The sequence below is a fragment of the Pseudomonas kribbensis genome (genome assembly GCF_003352185.1).
Taxonomy (GTDB): Bacteria; Pseudomonadota; Gammaproteobacteria; order Pseudomonadales; family Pseudomonadaceae; genus Aquipseudomonas; species Aquipseudomonas kribbensis.
In genome coordinates, this window is the sequence record NZ_CP029608.1 from 3,844,323 (window position 1) to 3,868,737 (window position 24,415).

At 60.3% G+C, this 24,415-nt stretch carries 24 protein-coding genes and 1 pseudogene; 10 read left to right on the forward strand and 15 right to left on the reverse strand.

Translation table 11 applies throughout. The features are described 5' to 3' along the window. Window positions 1–80 precede the first annotated feature (80 nt). Window positions 81–689: a LysE family translocator gene (locus DLD99_RS17465; RefSeq protein ID WP_114883902.1), complete on the forward strand. Its 609-nt coding sequence runs from the start codon at window positions 81–83 to the stop codon at window positions 687–689. A 23-nt stretch (window positions 690–712) separates the two neighbouring features. On the opposite strand, the pseudogene DLD99_RS17470 reads toward DLD99_RS17465, so the two are convergent. The 3 genes and pseudogenes from DLD99_RS17470 to DLD99_RS17480 form a co-directional block, all read right to left on the reverse strand. Further along, window positions 713–1,531, reverse strand: a pseudogene (locus tag DLD99_RS17470) (TIGR03915 family putative DNA repair protein); the annotation flags it as partial. After that, window positions 1,528–2,748, reverse strand: coding sequence for a putative DNA modification/repair radical SAM protein (locus DLD99_RS17475; protein ID WP_114883903.1), 1,221 nt, complete (start codon window positions 2,746–2,748; stop codon window positions 1,528–1,530). The gene DLD99_RS17475 and the pseudogene DLD99_RS17470, both read right to left, overlap by 4 nt. Window positions 2,749–2,836: 88 nt before the next feature. Further along, window positions 2,837–3,592 (reverse strand): ArsR/SmtB family transcription factor, encoded by a 756-nt coding sequence (locus tag DLD99_RS17480; protein ID WP_244220747.1) that lies wholly within the window; start codon window positions 3,590–3,592, stop codon window positions 2,837–2,839. A gap of 79 nt (window positions 3,593–3,671) precedes the next feature. On the opposite strand from DLD99_RS17480, the gene DLD99_RS17485 reads away from it, so the two are divergent. After that, entirely contained in the window at window positions 3,672–4,772 is a 1,101-nt protein-coding gene (locus DLD99_RS17485) for a cytochrome P450 (RefSeq protein ID WP_114883904.1), read from the forward strand. On the opposite strand, the gene dmeF is transcribed toward DLD99_RS17485, so the two are convergent. From dmeF to DLD99_RS17505, 4 genes are all read right to left on the reverse strand, one after another. Further along, a complete protein-coding gene (gene dmeF, locus DLD99_RS17490) occupies window positions 4,769–5,695 on the reverse strand; it encodes a CDF family Co(II)/Ni(II) efflux transporter DmeF (protein WP_114883905.1) in 927 nt (308 codons plus the stop codon). The two genes, DLD99_RS17485 and dmeF, sit on opposite strands and share 4 nt — an antisense overlap. A 10-nt stretch (window positions 5,696–5,705) precedes the next feature. After that, window positions 5,706–5,981 (reverse strand): metal/formaldehyde-sensitive transcriptional repressor, encoded by a 276-nt coding sequence (locus DLD99_RS17495; protein WP_065258432.1) that lies wholly within the window; start codon window positions 5,979–5,981, stop codon window positions 5,706–5,708. 180 nt (window positions 5,982–6,161) lie between these two features. Then, window positions 6,162–6,473: a helix-turn-helix domain-containing protein gene (locus DLD99_RS17500; RefSeq protein ID WP_114883906.1), complete on the reverse strand. Its 312-nt coding sequence runs from the start codon at window positions 6,471–6,473 to the stop codon at window positions 6,162–6,164. Window positions 6,474–6,476: 3 nt separating this feature from the next. Further along, the gene (locus tag DLD99_RS17505) at window positions 6,477–6,800 is read right to left on the reverse strand and encodes a type II toxin-antitoxin system RelE/ParE family toxin (protein WP_065258430.1); all 324 of its coding nucleotides are present in this window, start codon (window positions 6,798–6,800) and stop codon (window positions 6,477–6,479) included. A 584-nt stretch (window positions 6,801–7,384) separates the two neighbouring features. Between DLD99_RS17505 and DLD99_RS17510 the strand changes: the two genes are divergently transcribed. Together DLD99_RS17510 and DLD99_RS17515 are read left to right on the forward strand one after the other, a co-directional pair. Then, window positions 7,385–7,756, forward strand: coding sequence for a DUF6124 family protein (locus DLD99_RS17510; RefSeq protein ID WP_085711539.1), 372 nt, complete (start codon window positions 7,385–7,387; stop codon window positions 7,754–7,756). Between the two features lie 10 nt (window positions 7,757–7,766). Continuing rightward, window positions 7,767–8,048, forward strand: coding sequence for a hypothetical protein (locus DLD99_RS17515; protein WP_114883907.1), 282 nt, complete (start codon window positions 7,767–7,769; stop codon window positions 8,046–8,048). Window positions 8,049–8,134: 86 nt separating this feature from the next. On the opposite strand, the gene DLD99_RS17520 is transcribed toward DLD99_RS17515, so the two are convergent. Then, window positions 8,135–8,473 carry an FKBP-type peptidyl-prolyl cis-trans isomerase gene (locus tag DLD99_RS17520; protein ID WP_007952931.1) on the reverse strand — a complete coding sequence of 113 codons (339 nt, stop codon included), beginning with the start codon at window positions 8,471–8,473 and terminating at the stop codon, window positions 8,135–8,137. Between the two features lie 142 nt (window positions 8,474–8,615). Between DLD99_RS17520 and DLD99_RS17525 the strand changes: the two genes are divergently transcribed. Then, complete coding sequence (locus tag DLD99_RS17525) at window positions 8,616–9,701, forward strand: sensor domain-containing diguanylate cyclase (RefSeq protein WP_114883908.1); 1,086 nt, start codon at window positions 8,616–8,618, stop codon at window positions 9,699–9,701. A gap of 3 nt (window positions 9,702–9,704) precedes the next feature. Here the strand turns inward: DLD99_RS17525 and DLD99_RS17530 are convergent, their stop codons facing one another. Next, window positions 9,705–10,013, reverse strand: coding sequence for an RcnB family protein (locus tag DLD99_RS17530; protein ID WP_114883909.1), 309 nt, complete (start codon window positions 10,011–10,013; stop codon window positions 9,705–9,707). A 182-nt stretch (window positions 10,014–10,195) separates the two neighbouring features. Continuing rightward, complete coding sequence (locus tag DLD99_RS17535; protein ID WP_208647496.1) at window positions 10,196–12,145, reverse strand: alkaline phosphatase family protein; 1,950 nt, start codon at window positions 12,143–12,145, stop codon at window positions 10,196–10,198. A 521-nt stretch (window positions 12,146–12,666) separates the two neighbouring features. On the opposite strand from DLD99_RS17535, the gene tcuC reads away from it, so the two are divergent. Continuing rightward, window positions 12,667–13,959 carry an MFS transporter gene (tcuC, locus tag DLD99_RS17540; RefSeq protein WP_114883910.1) on the forward strand — a complete coding sequence of 431 codons (1,293 nt, stop codon included), beginning with the start codon at window positions 12,667–12,669 and terminating at the stop codon, window positions 13,957–13,959. A 13-nt stretch (window positions 13,960–13,972) separates the two neighbouring features. Next, window positions 13,973–14,740, forward strand: coding sequence for a substrate-binding domain-containing protein (locus DLD99_RS17545; protein WP_114883911.1), 768 nt, complete (start codon window positions 13,973–13,975; stop codon window positions 14,738–14,740). Here DLD99_RS17545 and DLD99_RS17550 read toward each other — a convergent pair. Then, complete coding sequence (locus DLD99_RS17550; RefSeq protein WP_102622005.1) at window positions 14,730–15,644, reverse strand: LysR family transcriptional regulator; 915 nt, start codon at window positions 15,642–15,644, stop codon at window positions 14,730–14,732. The two genes, DLD99_RS17545 and DLD99_RS17550, sit on opposite strands and share 11 nt — an antisense overlap. 163 nt (window positions 15,645–15,807) lie before the next feature. Here DLD99_RS17550 and DLD99_RS17555 point away from each other — a divergent pair, with 163 nt between their 5' ends. Continuing rightward, entirely contained in the window at window positions 15,808–17,616 is a 1,809-nt protein-coding gene (locus DLD99_RS17555) for a monovalent cation:proton antiporter-2 (CPA2) family protein (RefSeq protein WP_114883912.1), read from the forward strand. Between the two features lie 111 nt (window positions 17,617–17,727). Here DLD99_RS17555 and hcnC read toward each other — a convergent pair whose 3' ends face one another. The 4 genes from hcnC to DLD99_RS17580 all read right to left on the reverse strand — a co-directional run bounded on the left by hcnC (window position 17,728) and on the right by DLD99_RS17580 (window position 22,043). After that, window positions 17,728–18,987, reverse strand: a complete 1,260-nt coding sequence (gene hcnC / locus DLD99_RS17560; RefSeq protein WP_114883913.1) for a cyanide-forming glycine dehydrogenase subunit HcnC — start codon at window positions 18,985–18,987, stop codon at window positions 17,728–17,730. Continuing rightward, window positions 18,980–20,389, reverse strand: a complete 1,410-nt coding sequence (gene hcnB, locus DLD99_RS17565; RefSeq protein ID WP_114883914.1) for a cyanide-forming glycine dehydrogenase subunit HcnB — start codon at window positions 20,387–20,389, stop codon at window positions 18,980–18,982. Before hcnB ends, hcnC begins: the two co-directional genes overlap by 8 nt. Continuing rightward, a complete protein-coding gene (hcnA, locus tag DLD99_RS17570; protein WP_114886732.1) occupies window positions 20,386–20,700 on the reverse strand; it encodes a cyanide-forming glycine dehydrogenase subunit HcnA in 315 nt (104 codons plus the stop codon). Before hcnA ends, hcnB begins: the two co-directional genes overlap by 4 nt. 404 nt (window positions 20,701–21,104) lie before the next feature. Continuing rightward, complete coding sequence (locus tag DLD99_RS17580) at window positions 21,105–22,043, reverse strand: hypothetical protein (protein ID WP_114883916.1); 939 nt, start codon at window positions 22,041–22,043, stop codon at window positions 21,105–21,107. A 298-nt stretch (window positions 22,044–22,341) separates the two neighbouring features. Here DLD99_RS17580 and DLD99_RS17585 point away from each other — a divergent pair, with 298 nt between their 5' ends. Continuing rightward, a complete protein-coding gene (locus tag DLD99_RS17585) occupies window positions 22,342–23,025 on the forward strand; it encodes a response regulator transcription factor (RefSeq protein ID WP_085711556.1) in 684 nt (227 codons plus the stop codon). After that, window positions 23,003–24,397: a sensor histidine kinase gene (locus tag DLD99_RS17590; protein WP_114883917.1), complete on the forward strand. Its 1,395-nt coding sequence runs from the start codon at window positions 23,003–23,005 to the stop codon at window positions 24,395–24,397. Before DLD99_RS17585 ends, DLD99_RS17590 begins: the two co-directional genes overlap by 23 nt. Window positions 24,398–24,415: the final 18 nt, after the last annotated feature.

Genomic DNA, 24,415 nt, shown 5'->3' on the forward strand with positions numbered 1-24,415 from the left:
GCATTTAAAGCGTTTGTCACAGGTTCTTCGCCACGCCAATCTGCCCGCACGCCCAACCCCGCGCCCCGACGGAGCCAGACATGCACAGCTACGGACTCTTTGTACTCTTCGCCACCCTGACCATTTTGAGCCCCGGCCCGGGAGTGGTGTTGACCCTGTCCAACGCCGTGCGCCTGGGCTGGACCGGTGCGGTGCCGGGGATTCTGGGGATTGCCTCGGGAGCCTTCGTGGTTGCCGCCGTCAGTGCAACCAGTGTCGGCCTGATCCTCAGCGCCTCGGCGACGGCCTTTACTGTGCTGAAATACGCCGGCGCCGCTTACCTGTTGTACCTGGGTTTCAAGAGCTGGCGTTCGGATCGTTTCCGTACGCTGCAAGACGTCCGCCCATCGCGCCCGAGCTACCGTTTTCTGGAAGCCGCATCCCTGCAGTTTCTCAATCCCAAAGCCATCTTCTTTTTTCTGGCGGTGTTCCCGCAGTTCATCGACACCGCACAGGCTTTCCTTCCGCAGTTCTTCAAACTGGTGGCCTCTTACGCCGTGCTGGTGATTCTGGTGCACGGCAGTTATGCGCTGCTCGCCAATGCCGCCAAAGGCTGGCTGTCGAGCCCGAAAGGTTCCTGGCTGACGGCGAAAGTCTCGGGGGTGACCTTTGCCGGATTTGGACTGTTGATGGCTTCGGCGACGCGCTGAACGGACGGCGGATTCTCGACCTGTTTCAACGCAATACGTTTGCCGCCACGCCCGGCGATGCCGCCAGCCTGCCCGTTCTGCTGCTTGCCCGTGCGCGCCTGGGTAATCAACCCGGGGATCAATTCACCCTCCGGCAGGTTCTTCCAGAAGCGCATCGGCAAGTGCCCCTGCATGACCTTCTCGTTCAACCGCGCCGGGTTGAAGATGTGGCTGTAGTACGCCAGCCACAGTTCCCCCTGCGGATCGTCGACGTTCTGCGCCAGTTGCTGCCATTCCAGCGGGCACTGGCGCTGATGAACCAGTTGTTCGCCATCGTAATAAACCCCGTCCCGTGGCGTAGCGATCAGCCAGCGATGGCGCCCCATGCGCCCGATGAAATGTTCGCTGGCGCTGTGCAGGATGTCGTGGGCCGGTTCGTGCCACGCTACGTATTGCGGGCCGGGCAGTTCTGATGGACGCTCGATGAAACGCACGAACGCATGCAAATGATGGGCTTCACGCTGCACCTGTTTGATCCGCCGCTGTAACTCGCTGCCGAGTTTGTCACCGGCCATCATTGCCGTACGATCGCCGTGGCTGACGCGCCAGAGCACTTCATACAGCAGACTCCAGCGCTGATCGCCACGGTATCGTGACGCTTGTTCCAGAGTATCGAGCAATGCACGCGGAATCCGCGCCTGAAACGGCCCCTGCCCTTCAGGCACCGACACATCACTGGCAAACAGATCACTCACCCCTTCCGACGCCCAGCTCACCAGGCTGGGATCGATTTCATGGCTGAGCAGCCATCGTGCCTGCTGGCGCCAAGTGTCGAACAGGTCGTCGCAATCGAGATTGATCATCCCCACAACCCCATCTGCTGCGGCATCGGCCGGTCGCGCAACTGCTGATAGAGCATCTGGCTGGTGATTTCTGCCTGCTGCGGGTGGTAATCGCTGGTGATGATGAACGGCTTGGCCTTGGCCAGCACACAGCGCATGCGGGCCACGTCTTCGTAACGAATGCGCCGCTGCCGCCGCAACTCCACCAGACGTTCGGTGGTACGAAGGCCGATGCCTGGAATACGTGAGATCAGCGCCGGCTCGGCGCGATTGAGATCCAGCGGAAACACCTCGCGATTCTGCAGCGCCCAGGCTAGTTTCGGGTCGATATCCAGCGCCAGATTGCCCGGCCCCTTGAGCAATTCACCAGCGGTATAGCCATAGCCGCGCAATAGAAAATCAGCCTGATACAAACGGTGCTCACGCATCAGCGGCGGCGCTGCCAGCGGCACGCTTTTCGGGCTGTCGGGAATCGGGCTGAATGCCGAGTAATAGACCCGGCGCAAACGGAAGTTGCCGTACAAGGCCTGGGCGCTGTGGAGGATGATGCTGTCGTCGGTGTCATCGGCACCGACGATCATCTGCGTGCTCTGCCCGGCCGGGGCGAACTTCGGGGCGCGAGGTTCGTTGAGCACGGTCTGCACGCCGGTGTAGATGGTGTTCATCGCCTGCTTGATCGAGCCGATCTGCTTCTCCGGCGCCAGCGTCTGCAAACTGGCATCGGTGGGTAATTCGATGTTGACGCTCAAGCGGTCGGCATAACGCCCGGCCTCTTCGATCAACGCAGGATCGGCTTCGGGAATGGTCTTGAGGTGGATGTAGCCCCGGAACTCATGTTCTTCACGCAACAGCTTCGCAACTCGCACCAGTTGCTCCATGGTGTAGTCCGCCGAACGAATGATCCCGGAGCTGAGGAACAACCCGCTGACGCAATTGCGTCGGTAAAAATCCAGGGTCAGCGTCACCACTTCCTCTGGCGTGAAGCGCGCTCGGGGCACGTCGCTCGAGCGGCGGTTGACGCAGTACTGGCAGTCGTAGAGACAGAAATTGGTCAGCAGCACCTTGAGCAGCGACACGCAACGCCCGTCCGGCGTGTAGCTGTGGCAGATGCCCATGCCATCGGTCGAACCCAGCCCGCTCTTGCCCTCGGAGCTACGCTTGGGCGCGCCACTGCTGGCGCAGGAGGCGTCGTACTTGGCGGCGTCGGCGAGGATGCTGAGCTTGTCGATGAGTTGCATGGCACGGACCTTATACTGTTCGCATATACAGTATAGAGTCCGTCCGCGGGCGACAAGCCGTAAAACGACCCTTCGTCAGTCGGACTTATTACAGTCGGCTGTCAGCTGAGATGGTCGAGGATTTACGCACCGGGGCAGGCTGCATCGCATCGGGCCATTTCCCCCCGAACCGCGCCGTCATCTCCTTGCGCCCCGCCGCCGTCAAAGTCAGCGCCCGGCTGTCCAGATCCTGCGTCACCCATTTGCGCTTCAACGCCACTTGCAACAGCGCCGCTCCAAGTGATCCACCCAGATGTGGCCGGCGCATGCTCCAGTCCAGGCACGGGCAGGCAAAGCGTCGGCGCAAGGTCGACAGATCCCTGACCTCAATGCCCAACCCTTCGAACAGCGCCTCCCCACTCTCGCTCAAGCGGTACGCCTGTTCATCGGTTTCCACCAGCCAACCGCCCTCCAGCAACCGGTCATGCAGCAACACCGCCAGCGTCCCGGCCATGTGGTCGTAGCAGGTGCGGGCGAATTGCAGACGGTCCGGCGTATGCGGTTTGAAGGTCGGTGTGGGGTTCTGGCCGATCACCATCAGCGCTTCCAGTGCCTGGGCCACGCGCTTGTCGGCGAGGCTGTAATAACGGTGGCGGCCCTGCACGTGCAGGCGCACCAGCGCCAGGTCCTTGAGTTTGGCCAGGTGTGCGCTGGCGGTGGAGGCGCTGACTTCGGCGAGGGTCGCCAGCTCCGTGGCGGTGCGGGCGTGGCCGTCCATCAGCGAGCACAGCATTTTGGTTCGCGCCGGTTCCGCGATGGCGGCGCCCACTTGCGAGACGCCGATGTCTTGATGTTCTGCGTGCATATTTCGCTCCCGGACGAATCATCGCCCCCAAGGACTGGAGATAGTAGCAACACTTTCCCCACCGACAAGGTTGCGATCCATGGACCCGATCATCGCTGCGACTCACGCCGATCCCTACCCTTATTACGCCGAACTGCGCGCGGCGGACGGGCTGACCTTTCATCACGGACTGAAAGTGTGGGTGGCCAGCAGTGCCCGGGCGGTTTGCGCCGTCCTGGCGAACCCGGATTGCCGGGTGCGTCCGGTGCAGGAGCCGGTGCCCAAAGCCATCGCCGATGGCATGGCGGGCAAGGTGTTTGGCCAGTTGATGCGGATGAATGATGGTGAAGCTCAGCACTGCCCGCGTTCGGCCATTGAGCCACCGCTGGGGCTTATCAATGACAAAGATGTCAAAGCGCTGGTCGCCGCGCGGTTGATCACAAACGATGCCGACGGCTTATATAAAGCAATGTTTCGCGGCCCGGTATGCGTGGTTGCGGCTTTACTCGGATTCACTCCGGCACAAGCGCGGGCGATCAGTGAGCTGACTGCGGATTTTGCAGCGTGCCTTTCACCGCTGAGCAATGACCTGCAACTGGCGGCAGCGCATCGAGCGGCTGAGCAATTGTACGGTTACTTCATTGAATTACTGGCGGAGCCAAACCCGTTTCTCGCCGACATCCAACAGCGCTTTGCAGGCGAAGAAGACGTGCTGATCGCCAACCTCATCGGCCTTTGCTCGCAGACCTTTGAAGCCACCGCCGGCCTGATCGGCAATGCGCTGGTGGCGTTGCAGCGTCAGCCGGAATTACGCGACTTTTCAGTCGATTCGCTGGTCGCCGAAGTGCAGCGCTTCGATCCATCAGTGCAGAACACCCGACGTTTTGTCGCGAACACCTGCGAAATCGACGGCGTGCGCTTTGAAGCGGGCGACGTGATTCTGGTGTTGCTCGCCTCAGCCAACCGCGACCCGGCACTGAATGAAAACCCGGATCAGTTTCTGCCGGATCGCCCGAACCGCCGCAGCTTCACGTTCGGCAGCGGTCGGCATCAATGCCCGGGGCAAAGGTTGGCGCTGACCATTGCCAGCGCCACCGTCGGTGAAATCCTCGCCCATGACATCGACCTGAGCCGGTTCACCTGGCATTACCGCCCTTCGCTGAACGGACGCATTCCGCTGTTCAGCGAAGTACGGGCTTAGGCGCTGCGCAATTCGATCGTCAGGTGCGACAACTCATGCACCGGTGCCAGTCGCTCGCGAATCGCTTCGGCAGTCACGCCAGCAGTCGCCACCACGCTGACAATCGCCGCCCGCGCCTGCGGGCCGACCTGCCAGACGTGGAGGTCGCTGATGCGCACGTCGTCGGAGGTTTCCAGCAGTTCGCGGATTTCCTCGGCCACCGGTTCATCGGTGGTGTCGAGCAGCACGGCGGCGCTGTCACGCATCAGGTTCCAGGCCCATTTGGCGATGACGATGGAACCGACGATGCCCATCACCGGGTCCATCCAGACCCAGCCCAGATAACGACCGGCCAGCAGCGCGGCAATCGCCAGTACCGACGTCAACGCGTCCGCCAATACGTGCACGTAGGCTGAACGCAGGTTGTTGTCGTGATGGTGGTGATGACCATGATCGTGGCTATGGCCGTGCTCATGATGACCGTGATGGCCGGCCAGCAAAAACGCACTGAGCAGGTTGACGCCCAGGCCGACCACGGCGATCAAGGTGGCCTCGCCGAACGCCACACTGGTGGGCTCGAACAGACGGAAAACCGATTCTCCGGCAATGCCCAGCGACACCAACCCCAGCACCATGGCCGAAGCGAAACCCGCCAGATCGCCGACCTTGCCGGTGCCGAAACTGTAACGGCGGTTATTGGCGTTACGCCGGGCAAAACCATAGGCCGCTGCCGCGATACCCAAGGCGCCGGCGTGGGTCGCCATGTGGAAACCGTCGGCCAGCAGCGCCATGGAACCGGTGAGGTAACCGGCGGCAATCTCGCCGATCATCATCACGAACGTCAGCGCGACCACCCACAAGGTGCGACGGGCGTTGTCGTCATGGGACGCGCCGAGGAACTGGTGGTCGTGGGAAAAGTCGTCAGAGCGCGTCGTCAGATTCATGGTGTCGGTCTCACTTGGAATAACGGCGGATGGCTTGCAGCAACTCTTCCACGCCCTGGGCTCGGGCTTCGTCGCTGAGGTCGGGATGGGCGACATGCTCGCGGGCGTGGGCCTCGATGAACTGCTCCATCAAGCCGTTGACCGCACCGCGAATCGCCGCCATCAGATGCAACGTCTTGGCACAATCGGCCTCGGACTCCAGCGCCCTTTCAACCGCCTGAACCTGCCCGGCAATGCGCCGGACCCGATTGAGCAACTCGCCTTTGTGTTCGTGCGTGTGCGACATACCTATACCCCCTACCCCTATATGGCGAGCATAGTCGCTGTTACGACCGAAAGGGGCAAGGCCTGTTTTCGACCGTTCGTCGCGGCTTGAGATTTTGATGTGGAAGAATGAGGCGGCGCGTCAGACGGCGCCGCCTCTGGAAGGATTTTCAGATGCAGGGCCGCTGGGAACCCTCGTCTGTCAAGCCCATTGCAGTGGCGGGGACGACGAGAAGCAGAGGTCTACGTCCAGCTGCGCTGCGGCCGACAGGTTGACCAGCGCATCGAGAGAGAACTTGTCGATTTTGCCGTTGAGTACGTCGTTGAGGCGTGGCTGGGTGATGCCAAGACGCTTGGCCGCCTCCTTCTGCGGAAGCTCCCAGGCTCGAATGGTTTCGCACAGCGTGCGCATCAGTTTGGCCCGCAGGCGCATGTTGGCCGCTTCCTGCGGCGTGTCTTCCAGTGCATCCCAGACGCTTGCGAAACGCTGGGAAGAGTTTTGATGATCCGTCATGGTTCAACCTATTTCCTGGTATCTGGCCCGTGCCAGTTCTATGTCTCGCGTCTCGGTTTTGCGCGTGGTCTTTTGCAGGGCGTGCAGCACATAAATCGCGTCAGGCCGGTTGACCACATAAAACACTCGAAACGCCCCTGAATCCTCGGTGATTCTGATTTCATTGACGCCCCGCCCGACTGTTTTCATGGGGCGCCAGTCAAAGGGTTCGTCGCCCTGTTGCAACAGATCCAGTTGGAATCCTGCAGCTCTGCGAGCATCGAGGGGAAAAGCTCTCAAATCCTTGAGCGCACTCCCGACAAACACCACGTCCTTGTGTCTTGGCATTGGCTTCTCCTGTGTTGGAAAGAAAAGCGTAATAGCCCGGACGGAATCGTGTCGCGGCGGTGTGTTGCTAGGAATGGCAGCGATCACATACCAGCAGACTATATCGAAACCGATATAAATCAAGTTTGAATTGGCTTATCTGACATTTGGTATCACAAAGCAGAAATTCGCGAGTCGGCACACCTGACAAGCCGACACAGAACCCCTGTGGGAGCGAGCTTGCTCGCGATGGCGGACTGAAAAATGACGCATCATTTTGCCCCCATCCGGGAGGCTACATTGCCTTGCGCCTTTGCCTACAACTACGCCAGAATCCGCCGGCTTGTGCGGTTTGGAACCTGCCCGTAACTTGATTCGCATCACTGAATGGTCAGTGAACGGGTTTAGTCGCTCGGCGTTTTATCCAAGCTCGCAAGCTGTTTTTCAGTCAGGCATTCCCACGCCTGAACTCAATGGCGGCTGTGCGTAGGGCGCTCTAGGGCGCGCCAGTAGTGCTTGGATACTGGTCGACTAACCTGCGTACAGCTGCCACCTATTGTTTAGTCGCAAGAACGTGTCAGCCTCTATTGGAGGTTTCCAAGCAAATGATCAAGCCAACGCCTAATCCTCCGGAAACAGACGTATCGTCCGAATCCGACCCAACCTCTCCCTACTCCACAACCGACTCAAAAAAACTCCACGAAGCCGCCGAGCGCGCCCTCGACCATTACCTGAAACCCACCGCCCCGAAACAGCACTGCCCCGGCCGCATGTTCCTCATCGCCCCCCACATCGATCAACATGCCTTGCTGGCCCACGCCTGCGAATCGATGGCCTCGGCCAGCGTGATGCTCAGCGACTTCGCCGCGCTGCTGGACCCGCCCTACCGCAGTACCGTCCTGGGCATCGCCCAAGTGGTGATGTGTGGCGAGCTCGCCGTGAACCGGGCGCTGGACACCCTCGATGCCACGACCTGAGGAACACTCCATGGAAAGCAAATCCGATGCACACGTCGTCGCCGCCCTGATCTCCATCGGCCTCAACGAGAAAGACAGCCAATGGGCCGAAAAAGCCTGTCTGCTGCTGCTCGAAAGCGAAAGAAAATCCATCGTCACCGCCGCCCTCGAAGCCCTCGTCCAACTCGCCCGCGATCACGGCAAACTGGACCGGGAACGCGTAATGCCGGTACTCCACAGCGTAAAACGCAGATTTCCGAGCCTGACCAGCACGGTTGCGGCAACGCTGGATGAGATGGCAATGGCTGCGTAACGCCTCAGGTAAAAGGCAAGAAAAAACCCGCTATCTCCATGAAGGGAGACAGCGGGTTTTATGACGTCAGCTGTAACGCGGGGGAATCAATCCTCCCGCGTCAAAACCTCCAGCAACTCAATCTCGAACACCAGATTCGAATTCGGCGGAATCTTGCCCATCGTCCGCTCGCCGTACCCCAGATGCGCCGGCACCAGCAGTTTGCGTTTGCCGCCAACCTGCATACCCATGATCCCTTGATCCCAACCCTTGATCACCCGGCCCGTGCCGATCACACACTGAAACGGCTTGCCCCGACTCCAGGACGAGTCGAACTCGGTGCCATCCTCCAGCCAACCGGTGTACTGGGTGGTGATCAATGCGCCTTTGACGGCGGCTTTTCCGTCGCCGGGCTGAAGATCGATTATCTGCAGTTCATCATTCATAACATTCACTCTATTGTTCCGCTGGCCGCCGTTTTCCCAGAAATGCCGGACATTGGCAACCGTTTGACCCAGCGTTGGCCGTGATGAATGATAGCCACCCGCCACCAACCCCGAATCGATACGCCATGTCAGCGATGCTTGAATGACTCAACTCTGGATCGGCTTTGCCCTTGTCGTTGTGCTGATGGTCGTGATCGCCGTGTTGATTCGTCGCGAGCGTGCCCTGCGCCGGCAACTCGCCGAATACCGTGAATTGCTCACTCGCGCTGCCGAAGGCCAGAACATCCACCAGGATGGCGATGCCGAGCGCTTCAAGCGCAGCCAGTATTTTGCGCGGATCGGAACCTGGGACTGGGAAGTCGACACGGATCGACTGTATTGGTCCGACGCGATCTTCGGCATGTTCGGCTTCAAGATCGGAGAAGTGACGCCCTCCTACGCCTTGTTCTGCTCCTGCGTCCACCCGGACGACCGCGCCAAGGTGCGCGCCGGGGAATTGCGTTGCCTGGAAACCGGTGAAAACCACGACGAGGAATACCGCGTGGTCTGGCCCGACGGCACGATTCGCTGGCTGCGGGAAACCGGCAACGTGGTGAAGAACGATCATGACGCGATGATCAAGATGATGGGCGTGGTGCGCGATATCACCGAAGAAAAGGCCTCGGCCAGTTACCTTCAGCACCTGGCCCACTTCGATCCGCTGACCGGTTTGCCCAATCGACTGGTGCTGGAAGAACGCCTGTCAGAAGCGCTGGAACATGCCCGCGCTACCGAGACCCGGGTGGCGCTGGTGTTCATCGATCTCAACGGTTTCAAAAGCATCAACGACCGCTACGGCCACGCCGCCGGCGACCGCGTCCTGATCACCACCGCCACACGGCTGAAACGCATCCTACGGGTCAGCGATACCGTCGCGCGGATCGGCGGCGATGAATTCGTGGTCATCCTGCAAGGCCTCGCCCCCGGCCTGAACCTTCAGGACGAAGCCCGCAGCATCTGCCAGAAAATCTTCATCGAACTGTCCCCACCGATCACCATCGGCAACGACCAACGCCACGTCGGCACCAGCCTCGGCGTCGCCGTGTTCCCCGACCACGCGCCGACCATGGACCGGCTGCTGCACATTGCGGATCTGGCGATGTATGAGGCCAAGCGCAGCGGGAACAATCAGTATCGGTTGGGTGGCGAAAGCCCGGTGCGGACAAGTGCACCGGGATTGGGAATGTGAGCGTTAACGCTCCACCGGCTTGATATCCACAATCGTCCCGTTGGTGATCATCACCATCACGTACTTGTCGTTCATCTGCACCCACTGCGCCTGCGGATCGGGTTGCTTGAGGCCTTTCTGTTTCCAGTTCTTGATGGCTTTTTCGCTGCGCTGGTAGATGTCCGGGGCGCGGTCGTTGACTTTCAGTTCGCGGCCGTCGGTGGGCGAGCGTTCGACGGTGTCGGTCGAGGGTTGCGCCGCTTGAACGAGTGGGGTGATCCCGGCGATGCCGGCGACGAGGGCCAGGCTGGCGATCAGGGTCTTGTTGTTCATCGGTGAACCTCCTTCAGATGTGTGATACCTGAACTCCGACTGCGGGGTTCTGGAATCATTCCTTGTTTTTAGTCATGAACGCCTGAGTGAGGATAAATCAGCATCGACCCTCCCCGTAGAGAAGAAGATAGATACTGATTTTGACCGATGTGAAAAAGCCTACGGGTGTGCTGATCCTGTCACTACGGCGTGCCTGCGGCAGTCTTTGCCCGTCGCCGCTGCACTCTCATTAAGTGGACTCTCTCCAGAACCGATGCGGCATAAAGTTCGGCATCAATACGACTCAATGCGGCTTTGGCCTTGAGTGCGATATCCGGAGGAGCCAAAGAAAGCCCTTGAGCCGACAACTCGGCATCGGTCTTGCGAAGTATTGCGAGTGCACCTGCGAGGTTGCCGGAGTCAGGAACCGGTCCGGAAAGAATGGCAGCCTCTGCCATTGGCGCCAGTCGCGCCCTGGTTCCCTTGATGACAGGTATGGGGGTGGGTAATGCGGCCAACGTTTCTCGCGGCGTTGATAGCGACAGCAGGTGCAGCGGCGTGTTTGCTTCGGCATCCCGACGAGTCAACGCTGGCAAGCCCCACAAGGCTTCCAGCAAGGCTGGTACAGAGGAGTGATCGTATGGCGTGGAATCTACCGTTCCCGGGGCGATCAGGGGAGATACGGCGACGGCAGGCACCCGAACACCGGCAGTCTTGAAGTCAAAACCGTGAGTGTTATAACCATAGGAGGGATTATCACCGGGGGCAGTAATATTCCCTGGCTTTACCGAATCGTAGAACCCGCCATGCTCGTCATAAATTACCAGCAGTAAGCTGGTGTTCCAATAAGGCGAATTCCGGATGGCCGAGTAGACCGCACTGAGCATGTTCTCACCGCCATAGACATCGTCCATCGGATGCTGCGACGAACCGCCGGCATAGGTTCCATTGGCCAGATTTCCATAATGCGGCTCTATGAAGGTGTAACCGTAGGGATAAGGACCTTGAAGGTCGTTGGCGAAAGACCCCAATGAATGCATATCCAACATACTGATACCGTTCAGCGCTGAAACCTGGGTGATTGCTCCAAGCTTCGATCCGCTATTGGCGTCATCACTGTAGAGGCTGAGGCCATTGGCTTGAGCATCATGATAAATGCGATAGGGAATATTCGCGTTTTCCAAACGTTGAAAGATGGAACCGTTCGGGTATTTGAATCCACTCAGTTCCCACCCGGCCATCTGAGGCTTTGTCGGACTGTCATCGAAACCGGAAGAAGACGCTCCATGCACAAAAAAACGGTTGGGCCATGTCGGCCCCGGCATCGAGGAGAACCAGTGATCGCAGACTGCGAATTGCGTTGCCAGGTTATAGATCGCTGGCAATTGATGCCGCGTATCAAAGCAAGACATGACATCGATTATCTGTTCTGGGTGCGGTGGTGTGTGCGGGGTTTCAGAGGTAGATGTGGAATAACTACTGGCAAACCCGGAGTTATCGATAGGAGGATAAGGGGCGACCGACGGCAAAGGGCCCGCACGACCGGTCAACTGCTGAACAACATCGGCAAATTCATGACCGGGATCTGTTGGCATACTTAGAGGAGCACTGCCTTGAACGAAATATTTTTGGTCATTGATTTCGTTGTAATCATTTTTGGTCGCAGCGCTTATTCCGGGAATTCCAGACATGGCAAAAACATTATCAAACGAATGATTCTCAAGCATCAGCACAAAGACATGAGTAATAGGCGCTACAGGTGCCACACGCGTCATCCCGTCGGAACAACCGCCGGACTTCAGCGCCACACTGAATGTCGTGGCGCTGACAGAAAGAGTGAGGGTCTGGCCCGCGTCAGCACTTTGCAGTTGGCATTCTTTCCAGTATTCATCGGTGGAACTTCCAGAGTTAATGTAGAACCCCGCCGATAGACCATCCTTGACGTGTACCAGTACAGACCAATAATCCAGAATCGCGCCTGTCCCCAAACCTGTCTCGAAGAAAACCGTCATCGGGCCTGCGATCTGCCCCGGCTCGGCAGACCATGAACCGCGCTGCGTGCCGTTACTCTGGTTGGTGTGAAACAGGATAATCTCGGCATTCCCGTTCGTGGCATTGGTGATATTGATACTGGCTGACTGTTGCGTTGCCATGTCGCTACCTCCGTGTAAGACATAGGTGGGAATTAATTAGTGTTTATCCAGGTTCGGCAGACCGCATATGAAATTAATTCAAACGCCTCGCGCCGTTGATTAAAACTAATAGCAGTGCCCTGACAGGGGCGCAAATATCACTTAGACGGAATAGCAAGCACGGCCTGCATAATCATGCAATTTTGCTATTGCCGGGCAATTCCAAAATCTCTTTTATCCACCTGAGCATTGAGAGTTAATTGGAACAACTCAACACGCCCTTCGCGAAACTTTCACACTTTATTGATTAATCGTGATTTGACTTAAAAAACGTTTTTCCGCAAAGGTCGAACCAAGTTGACACCTGGAGCAGCCTGGTGGCCTTCAGGGGCAAAGGTCACAGAAATTGATACGCTTTGGACATCAATCCATGCCAACTATGCAATTAACAGATCGATCCCCCTGCGCCACTATCCGCCCCAATAAAAACCGTGCGCCGCCTCCCCGTCGCGCACGTCATAAAAGCGGTGGAGTATTTTTCGATGACAGCCTCAATCCCACACGGCGGCTCGCGGGCCGGTGCCATTTTCCGGGTGACCTCGGGTAACTTCCTCGAACAGTTCGACTTCTTTCTGTTCGGCTTCTACGCCACGCAGATCGCGGCGGTGTTCTTTCCGGCGAGCAGTGAGTTCGCCTCCCTGATGATGACGTTCGCGGTGTTCGGCGCAGGCTTTTTGATGCGTCCGCTGGGGGCCATTGTGCTCGGCGCGTACATCGATGATGTCGGTCGTCGCAAGGGTTTGATCGTCACCCTGTCGATCATGGCCAGCGGCACGATATTGATTGTGCTGGTGCCCGGATACGAATCCATTGGTCTGTTCGCACCGGCGCTGGTACTGATCGGGCGCTTGCTGCAGGGCTTCTCGGCCGGCGCGGAACTGGGCGGTGTGTCGGTGTATCTGTCGGAGATCGCCACACCGGGCCGCAAGGGTTTCTTCACCGCCTGGCAGTCGGCCAGCCAACAGGTGGCGATCATCGTTGCCGCCGCGCTGGGCTTTGCCCTGAACCAGTGGATGGCACCGGACGTGATTGCCGATTGGGGCTGGCGCATTCCGTTTTTCGTCGGTTGCATGATCGTGCCGTTCATCTTCCTGCTGCGTCGTAACCTGGCGGAAACCGAAGAGTTCGCCACCCGCAAACATCGCCCGAGCATGAAAGAAGTGTTCCGCACCCTCGGCCAGAACTGGGTCGTGGTCATCGGCGGGATGTTGATGGTTGCGCTGACCACTACCGCTTTCTACCTGATTACCGTGTACGCGCCGACCTTCGGCAAAACCGTGCTGCACCTGAGCACGTCGGATGCGTTGCTGGTGACGCTGCTGGTGGGCGTTTCGAACTTCTTCTGGCTGCCGATCGGTGGCGCATTGTCGGATCGCATCGGCCGGCGTCCGGTGCTGATTGCCATGTCGTTGCTGGCCCTGGCGACCACCTATCCGGCGCTGTCGTATCTGGTGCAGGCGCCGAGCTTCAGCCATATGTTGCTGTCGCTGCTGTGGCTGTCGTTCATCTACGGCATGTACAACGGCGCGATGATTCCGGCGCTGACCGAGATCATGCCGGTTGAGGTTCGTGTGGCCGGTTTCTCGTTGGCCTACAGCCTTGCCACCGCGATCTTCGGCGGGTTCACGCCGGCAATGTCGACTTTCTTGATCCAGTACACCGGCGACAAGGCTGCGCCAGGTTACTGGATGAGTGTCGGCGCGCTGTGTGCGTTGTGCGCGACGCTGTATCTGTATCGCCGTGCGGGCGGTCGTCTGCAACCTGCAGTCGCTTGAGGAGCCAGCCAACATGAAGAAGCTCTTCAATCTTACCGCCCTCGCCCTCCTCGCCTTCAGCGCATTTGCTCAAGCTGAGGAACTGCGGGTAATGACCTCCGGCGGCTTCACCGCCGCCTATAAAGTCCTCGGCCCGAAGTTCGCCGCGAACACCGGCAACACTCTCGACACCATCCTCGGCCCGTCGATGGGCAAAGCCCCGGAGGCGATCCCCAATCGCCTCGCCCGGGGAGAACAGGCCGACGTGGTGATCATGGTCGGCTACGCCCTCGACGACTTGATCAAGCAAGGCAAGGTCGACCCGGCCTCGCGGGTGGAACTGGCGGATTCGCGAATCGGTCTGGTGGTGCGCGAAGGCGCGCCGAAACCGGACATCAGCAACGTCGATGCCCTGAAGAAAACCCTGCTCGATTCGCAGTCGGTGGCCTACTCGGACAGCGCCAGCGGCGTGTACATCGAGCAGCAGTTGTTCAAGAAACTCGGCGTCGAAGATCAGCTGAAACCGAAGGCGAAGATGATCCCGAAAATCCCGGTAGGCTCGGTGGTTGCCACCGGTGACTATCAACTGGGCTTTCAGCAGGTCAGCGAGTTGCTGCCGGTGCCGGGCGTGACGTATGTCGGGAAGATCCCGGAATCGGTGCAGTCGGTAACGCGTTTCGCCGCGGGAATTCCGGTGGGTGCGCAGCATCCGCAGGAGGCCAAGGCGTTGCTCGCCTATCTGGCCGCGCCTGCCGCCCAGGCCGACGTACAGGCCACCGGTCTGGATTCGGTCAAGCGCTGACCTTCGGCGGCTGGACTTTCATTTCCACCACCAGCCGCTCCAGTTCCAGTGCCGCCGGGGTCAGGGTACGACCCCGGCGCTTGATGATGCCGACACTGCGCATCACTTGCGGATCGGTCAACGGCACCCGCGTCAGGATCGGATGATCCGCCGCCGGCATCGCCATCAACGGCACCGCCGCCACACCCAGTCCTGCTTCCACCAGACCGATCATCGTCGTCACGTGCAGGGTTTCGCAGATGCTCGGCCGCTGCGGCACCACTTTCGCCAGTGCCTGATCGAGCAAAAAGCGATTGCCGGAAGTCTTGTCCAGCGAGATGTAATCCTGCTGGTAAAACTCGTCCCAACTGACGCTGCTGCGCCCGGCCAGGGGGTGATCGCGACGGCAGGCCACCACGTAGCTCTCCTGCACCAGCGGCTCGAAATCCACGCCGGCCTCCTGAGTGCCCATGAAGCTCAAGCCGAAATCCGCCTCGCCATTGACCACCGCCGTCAGCACGTCGTGGGCGCTGGAGTCGAGGACTTTGACTTTGATGCGCGGGAACTGCTGGTGATAGCGGGCGACCACTCGTGGCATGAAGTAATACGCCGCCGACGGCACGCAGGCGACGGTGACGTGGCCCTGCCGGTTCGAGGCGACTTCGCTGATACCAAGCAACGCCACGTCCAGATCGTCCAGCAAGCGCTCGACACTCGGCATGAAGCCACGCCCGGCCTGAGTCAGGCTGACCTTGCGCGTGGTGCGCTCGAACAACTTCACGCCGAGAGCGTCTTCAAGCTTCTCGATGCGTCGGCTGAGGGCCGGTTGCGAAATGCGCACGGTGTCCGCGGCCTTGCGGAAACTGCCCTGCTCGACCACCGCGCGAAAGGCTTGCAGGTCGTTGAGGTCGAAGTTGATGGCCATGGGAGACTCGGGAGAAATTGATTCGCTGAGGCTATAAATGTAACCAATTGATGCAAATTGTTACAGGAGCACATGCGCTCAAGCAGGGTCTGCGGTAGATCTGTAATCGTTTCAGCCTTTATCCTTGTCGCCCCCGCCGTACCGCGTTACTGGAGTTCCGCTCATGCCCCATGAAGGCAATCTGTTGCAAGCCGCTGTCGTGTTTCTGTTCGCGGCCGTGCTCACCGTTCCCCTGGCCAAGCGCCTGCAACTGGGCGCAGTGCTCGGTTATCTGTTTGCGGGGGTGATCATTGGCCCGTCGGTGCTGGGACTGATCGGCAATCCGCAGAGCGTCAGCCATATCTCGGAACTGGGCGTGGTTTTACTGCTGTTCATCATCGGTCTTGAGCTGTCACCGCGACGCTTGTGGGTGATGCGCAAATCGGTGTTCGGCGTCGGTCTGGCGCAGGTACTTTTGACCGGTTCGGTAATCGGTGTGCTGGCACTGTCGGTGTTCGGCCAGCCGTTGAACAGCGCTATTGTTTTGGGCTTGGGTCTGGCCCTGTCGTCGACTGCGTTCGGTCTGCAAAGCCTCGCCGAGCGCAAGGAGCTGACCAGCCCTCACGGTCGCCTGGCGTTTGCGATTCTGCTGTTCCAGGACATCGCCGCAATCCCGCTGATCGCTCTGGTGCCGATGCTCGCGGGCGTCGATCACCACACCAGCACCGCCGACGATGTGCGCCACAGTTTGCAGGTATTGGGCAGTATCGCCGTGGTGGTGATCGGCGGGCGTTATCTGTTGCGCCCGGTGTTCCGCATCGTCGCAAAAACCGGTCTGCCGGAGGTCTCCACCGCCACCGCGTTGCTGGTGGTGATCGGCACCGCGTGGATGATGGACATGGTCGGTGTGTCGATGGCGCTGGGCGCCTTCCTGGCCGGGCTGCTGCTGGCGGACTCGGAATATCGCCATGAACTGGAAGCGCAGATCGAACCGTTCAAGGGTCTGCTGCTGGGGCTGTTCTTCATCAGCGTCGGCATGGGCGCCAACCTCAGTCTGTTGTTCAGCGCGCCGATTACCGTGCTGGGGCTGACGCTGTTGCTGATTGCGCTGAAGTTGCCATTGCTGTTTGTGGTCGGACGCCTGGCTGGCGGGTTGAGCAAAGTCAGTGCAATTCGCCTCGGTATCGTGCTGGCGGCGGGCGGTGAATTTGCCTTTGTGGTGTTCAAGATCGGTCGCGATCAGGGTCTGTTCGAACCGCGTCTGTACGACTTGCTGGTGCTGACCATCACCCTGTCGATGGCGGTGACGCCGTTGTTGCTGTTGATCTGCGCACGGCTGGTCAGCCCGAAGGTGCAACCGGTGGAAGTGCCGGAGAAGTTCCGCCAGATCGACACCGAAACCCCACGGGTGGTAATTGCCGGCATGGGCCGGATGGGCCAGATCGTGGCGCGGATCCTGCGGGCGCAAAACATCAAGTTCGTGGCGCTGGATACCTCGGTGGAAACCATCGAACTGTCCCGCAGTTTCGGCGGCGTGCCGGTGTTCTATGGTGACCCGATGCGCCCGGAAATCCTCAGCGCGGCCAAGGTCGGGGAAGCGGAGTATTTCGTGATTGCCACGGACGATCCGGAAACCAACATCAAGACTGCCGAGATCGTGCGCAAGCTTTACCCGCACATGAAAATCATCGCCCGGGCGCGTAACCGGCAGCATGTTCATCGTTTGGTGGATGTCGGTGCCGACCCGATCCGGGAGACCTATTACTCCAGTCTGGAAATGAGCCGTCGCACCTTGGTCGGCCTCGGTTTGACCCAGGCCCAGGCCGATGCGCGGATCAAGCGTTTCAAGCACCACGACGAACAGGTGCTCGAGGCTCAACACGCGGTGTACGACGACGCGGCCAAAGTCCTGCAAACCGCACAGGAAGCGCGGGCGGAACTGGCCAGATTGTTTGAGTCGGATCAACTGGAAGAACAATCCGGCAAGTCCTGAAGCTTGCAGAGTTCCAAATGTGGGAGCCAGCCTGCTGGCGATTGCGACAGCTCGGCCAGCATCAAGGGTGACTGAACCGGCCTCATCGCCAGCAGGCTGGCTCCCACAGGTTCAGGCTATCTCCAGCTCCCTCTCTTCTTTGGCCGGCGCCACTGCAAACCGGTCCGCCAGAAACGGCGTGATGTCCAGCGGCAGCGGCTCATCGTTGACCAGTTTGTCCAGCAACACCCCGGTGATCGCCGACGTAAGCACCCCGGTGCGGAAGTGCCCGCAGGCGTTCAAGTAACCCTCCACCCCGGCCATCGGCCCTAGAATCGGCAACTCATCCGGCGAACCCGGCCGCAATCCTGCCCAGGTGCGCTTGAGGTTGATGTCTGCCAGTTCCGGCAGACAACGCACCGCGCCCTGTACCAGCCCGGCAATTTCCGGCCAGGTGGTGGTGACGTCAAAGCCTTTGTCCTCGGTGGTGCTGCCGATCAGGATTTCGCCGTTGTCCTTCTGTGCCATGTAGCAATCGCTGGTGGTCAGGCAACCGTTGAGGATTTTCGGCAGGCGTTCGGTGAGCAGGATCTGACCCTTTACCGGTTTCACCGGAATGCGGATTCCCGTGGCCCACTCGCTCAAGTCTGCAGCCCACGCGCCCGCCGCGTTGATCAGGGTCTTGCAGTGGAACACCCCGGCTTCGGCAGTTTGAACACCGGTCACCCGCGTGCCGTGATGCAACACGCCGGTGATGTTGGTGTTGACGTACATGTCCACGCCATTTTGCCGGGCGCCTTCGGCGTAGGCGTCGGCGAGACGGAACGGGCTGACCTGGTGGTCGCAGAGAAACTCCAGCGCACCGCGTGCTTCATGACTGACGCTCGGCTCGGACTCGCGCAATGCAGCCTGATCGAGCCAGCGCACCTGATCCGCCAGATGCGGAATGCAGCCGACAATGTGCTCGGCGTACAAGCGGTCCTCATCGTCATAAATGACGAATTTGAGCCCGGTCTTTTCGAACTTGAAATCCATCCCGTGGTTGTCTTTCAGCTCACGGTGCAGCGCCGGGTACAGCGCGTTGGACTGCAAGGCGAAGTCGAAGAACGACGGCGGCAGGATGTGCGGCGTGCTGGAGTCCACCGCCACCGCTGCGCCCTGGGTTTCGCGCTTGCGGTTGGCCGACATCATGCGGAAGAAAATCACCCCGCAACCCAGCCCCACGGACTCACCGATGGCCCACAAGCCACCGGCCGAAGCGCGGGTGGCGTTACCCGGGCGCTTGGCGTCGATCATCGCGACCTTGAGGTTTTTGCGCTTGGACAACTGATAGGCGATGGACGCGCCGATCACACCGCCGCCGGCGATGACCACGTCATAGAACTTACTCATGGGAAACGGCCTCCGTGCCGAGGGACTGGAACGCGGAAAAAGGAATCGGATCGACCGGGAAACGCGGCCGCAGCCAGCCGACATCCTTGCGCCCGGTGGCCTGACGCAGGCGGTCGCTGCAATAGCCGACGCACATCCGCCCCTGACAGTCGCCCATGCTCACGCGGGTGCGCATTTTCAGGCTGGCGATGTCTTGCACGCCCTGCTCCAGCGCGCGGTCGATGTCAGCGCGGGTCGCGTGTTCGCAGCGGCAGATCACCGTGTCGGCCGCCGGCAATGCGATTTGCCCGACGCCGCGCTCGGTGTAGCGATCCACCGCCGCACGGAAACGCACGATGGCTTTGAGTTTGCCCAGGTAACGGTCGCGACGGACCCGCGCCAGTTCTTCTTCAAGCACACCGCGTTGCAACAAGATCGAGGTAGCGGCGATCTTGCCGGCCAGCATCGCCGCTTCACCGCCGCGAATCCCGCCCATGTCGCCGGCCAGGTGCACGTGAGGTTCGCTGCTCTGCTGCCAGATGTTGGCGTTGGCACGCAGGTAACCGTCGTCGCTGAAACCGTGATCCAGGCCCATCTGCTGGCTCAACTGGGTACGCGGAATGAAGCCGTAGCCGACCGCCAGCGTCTTCGCTTCAAAGCGCTCGACGCGGCTCATGTCCGGCTCCCACGTCGCCGAGTACGGTGCCACGCTGACGCTTTTCAGCTCGCCTTCGCCGTGCGCCTCGACCACGCCCCAGCCGTAGTTCATCGGGATGCCGTGCAGTTTCAGGTAGGCGAGCATGCTCAAGCCGTCGAGGAACAATTGCGGCTTGTTCAGCAGCGCCAGGCTTTCCTTGGCGATTTTGCCGAACGCGCAAGCCTCGTAGACACCGACAACACTCACACCTGACGCGTGCAACTGGGTCGCCACCAGCGGCAACAGCGGCCCGGTGCCGGCGATCACCACCGGTCCCTGAGGTTTGACCACGCCACTTTTGATCTGCAACTGCAGGCCGCCGAGCATGATGACGCCGGGCAGCGTCCAGCCGGGAAACGGCACGCTGCGTTCATGGCAACCGGCGGCCATCACCAATTGCGGATAGCTGATTTCGTGCAGGCGCTCATCGCCATCGAGCACCACCAGCGAACGCGTGCCTTCGGCGCCGACCACCCGGTGATGCAGGCGCACGTCGATCAGCCCGGCCTGCTCCTGAAAGTCTCCGTGCAGTTTGCTCAGCGCTTCGGAGTAACGCGGCCCCAGATAATCCAGCTGCACGCCGTCACGCAGCGGTCCGCGATAGACCACACCGCCAAGGCGCGACGCCTCTTCCAGCAATGTGCTGCGCACACCATGGCGCGCCAGTTCGATGGCCGCCGCCATCCCCGCCGGCCCACCGCCGACAATGACCGGATGCTGGCTCATGGCGCCTCCTGCCCGTGAATGCGGTTGACCTGGGTTTCGACCTGCATGCCGTCACGCACCACGGTCTGGCAGGCGCGGCGCTTGTGCCGGCCGTTGATTTTCACCAGGCAGCACTGGCACACGCCCATGCCGCAATAGGCACCGCTGACCTGGTTGTGATCGTTGCGTGCGACCTGGCGCACGCCGAGGGACTGAATGACGCTGAGTACGGTTTCGCCAATGGCGGCGGTAACCGGCTGGCCGTTGATGTGGACAGTCATATCCGCCTGCGTCAAAGGCTGGATATCGAAGGTTCTTTCTAGGCAGTGCATTGCGATGATCATCCGTGAAAAGGTTCAGGTGAGGTTGAAACAGCTCCTTGCTGCACTACACCTCGCCGGCACGTGGAAGTTATCTCTCTATCGGGCCGGCAGGTCTGCTCTGATCGCGCAGCAAAGTGCGCGCAAGCAATGTAGTCGATCCAGCGGCAAGGGCCGGGAATTTCACGTTAGGGGATATTGCGCCGACGAATATTGATCCAGGCCATGGAAATGACTGTACGGTTCTGCGCCGCCCCATCGGCCGGACAGCAAAAAGCCGCTTCCTCCCGAAGGTGGAAGCGGCCGAGGCATAAGCCCCAGAGGGATCAGTGCACGAACAGGGCGATCAGGATGATGATCGGGATTGGCACGCCGAGGAAAAACAGCAGTAATGAGCGCATGGTGATGCTCCTTGATTAACGGACTGGGGGCACAGTGGTCGTGGTGTAGGTTTCGACTTCGACGTACTCGACAGCATCCCGGCGACGACCGCCGAAGGTGGCCGAGAGGCTGGCGAAGAACGCACCGGCCAGCAGCGCGATGAACATCCACAGCGAGGTCCAGGCAGCGACTTTGGCGGCGGTGTCAGCGGCTTGTTGGGCTTTGACCTTGGCGTCGGCTATGGCTTTTTGCGTACGGGCGTAGATTTCGTCCACGCGACGTTCGGCATCGGCCTGGCTCAGGTTGGTGCGTTGCGCCACGAGTTGCGCAAGGTAGGTACGATCCTCGGGGCTGAGCTGACCGTTGGCCAGGCTCTGGGCGAAGATCCGGGTCACGGTGCCGCGGGCGGCGTCGTCGCTGACGGCGGCAGGACGGTCATCGCGAAACAGGCTGTCGACGAAGTAACCGTACTGGTCGCTGCTGGTGTTGGCCGCAGCCGTGCCGGCGGCCTGAGTCATGGCACTGGCCGCGCCACCGGCGACACTCGCACCGGCCTGCACGCCACCGCTGACGATGCTGCTGACCGAGCCGACCACCAGGGTAGCGGTGACCAGCGTGGCCACACACCAGGCAAGGAAACCATGGGCGGTGTCGCGAAAATACACCTCGTCACCGTGCATGTTTGCCCACTTCACCCGCAGGCGACCGGCAATATAGCCACCCAGGCCGGAAGCGATGATTTGCGTCGCCGCCAGCCACACGATTGTCGAAATGCCCAGGCCCTTGGCACTGACGCCCTCCCCGGCCCACGGTGAAACAGCGGAGAAGCCCAGACCGAAACCGAGCAGCACCAGAATCATCGACAGCGCCGCAGCCGCTGCGGCCCCGGCGAAGATCGCGCCCCAGGACACCCCCGAGACGTTGCTCGACTCTCCATCAAAGGCAGGATAAAACCCATCAGAGGATCTATTCATTGTTGTTCTGCTCCCGGCATGAAAAATGGTGTTACAACTCGTCAGCAGATGAATTGCAGTGACCGTGCCAGTCGCTAACATTAAATAAATCGTTGAAATTCAATGAGTTAAAAAGAATGAACTTCCCGGGACCATGCAATTTGCAACAACGGTGCAATCGCAGCGGGTTTTATGCATTGGCACAAAAAACCGGCCCGGGCCGTTTGTATCAACTACAACATGAAAGTTAATTTAAAGCGTTATTGCAAAATCTTGGCAAAATGCTGCCATTCCGTTTGAACCGATCAGCAGGCCCACCATGACTCGCATCCTGACCATCGAAGACGACGCCGTGACCGCCCGGGAAATCGTCGCCGAACTGAGCAGCCACGGCCTCGACGTGGATTGGGTCGACAACGGCCGCGAAGGCCTCGACCGCGCCGTCAGCGGCAATTACGACCTGATTACCCTCGACCGCATGCTGCCCGAACTCGATGGCCTGGCCATCGTCACCACCCTGCGCACGATGGGTGTGTCCACGCCGATCCTGATGATCAGTGCCCTGTCCGATGTCGACGAACGCGTACGCGGCCTGCGCGCCGGCGGTGACGATTACCTGACCAAACCCTTCGCCACCGACGAGATGGCGGCCCGGGTCGAAGTGTTGCTGCGCCGCCAGAACAACGGCGGCACCCAGCCCACCACCCTGCGTGTGGCGGACCTGGAACTGGATCTGATCAGCCACGAAGCCAGCCGTGCCGAGCAGGTGCTGACGCTGCTGCCGACCGAGTACAAACTGCTGGAATTCCTGATGCGCAACAGCGGCCAGATCCTGTCGCGGATGATGATTTTCGAGGAAGTCTGGGGTTATCACTTCGACCCGGGCACCAACCTGATCGACGTGCACATCGGTCGCCTGCGCAAGAAGATCGACCCGCCGGGCAATGTCCCGCTGATCCGCACGGTGCGAGGCTCGGGTTATGTCATTGCCGAACCCGTCTGACGGTTGGCGTTCCTCCAGCAGCCGGTTGCTGGCGCTTTACAGTTCGTTGTTCGTGGCCTGGAGCGGGATCCTCATGGGGGTCATGTATTTCGAGGTGTCCGGTTACCTCGACAACCTGGCCAAGCATTCGCTGATGCAGCGTCAACATCTGTTCTCACACTTTCGTGGTGAGCAACTGGAAGACGCGCTCGCCGCCAGCATGACCTTCGACATTCGCGGCATCGACGCCTACGGCCTGTTCGCCGCCGACCACACCTACCTCGGTGGTGCCTTGCAGCAGATGCCCGCCGGCCTGCCGCTGGACGGCAAGATCCACGAACTGCGCGACTGCTCCGAATCCGACGACCCGACCCTGCCCGCCGACAGCTGCGATGCAGTCGCCACGCCGACACGCGATGGTCGCTGGCTGGTGCTGGTGCGCGACAACGGTTCGCTGTTCGCCGTGACACGGATCATTCTGCGCGCCCTGCTCTGGGGTGTTTCGCTGACGATTGTGCCGGGGATCATCGGCTGGCATTTGCTGCGTCGTCGGCCGTTGCGACGAATCCGCGCGATTCAGGCCAGTGCCCAGTCGATTGTCGCCGGTGACCTGACCCACCGTTTGCCCGTTTCCAATCGCCGCGACGAACTGGACATGCTCGCCGCCATCGTCAACGCCATGCTTGATCGCATCGAGCGCCTGATGAACGAAGTCAAAGGCGTGTGCGACAACATCGCCCACGACCTGCGCACCCCGCTGACCCGCCTGCGGGCGCAGTTGTATCGCATGCAGCAGCAGGCCGGCGAAGGCTCGCCGGAGGCGGCGCAACTGGATCTGGTGCTGGCCGAGGCGGATACGCTGATGGCGCGTTTTCGGGGTTTGCTGAGGATTTCCGAACTGGAAGATCGCCAGCGCCGTTCCGGATTCGTGGAGCTCGATCCGGTGCGATTGCTGCAGGAACTGCATGAGTTCTACTTGCCGCTGGCCGAGGAAGACGAACTGCGCTTCGAGCTGAACATGCCGGAAACCCTGCCGATGCTCAATGGTGACCGGGCGCTGTTGTTCGAGGCGCTGGCCAACCTGTTGAGCAACTCGATCAAGTTCACCCCGCCGGGCGGCACGGTGATTTTGCGTGGGGTGAATGATGCGGGGCATACACGGATCGAGGTGCACGATTCCGGCCCCGGCATTCCCGAGTCGGAGCGGGAAGCGGTGTTCCAGCGTTTCTATCGCGCGGAGGGTGGGCAACCGCAAAGCGGTTTCGGGTTGGGACTGTCGATCGTTGCAGCGATTGTCAGCCTGCACGGGTTCAGTCTTGAAGTGGGTCGCAGCGATCTGGGCGGGGCGAAACTGGTGCTGGATTGCCGGCAGAGTCTGATTTCACAGTCCTGAACCTCATATGCTCCCCGT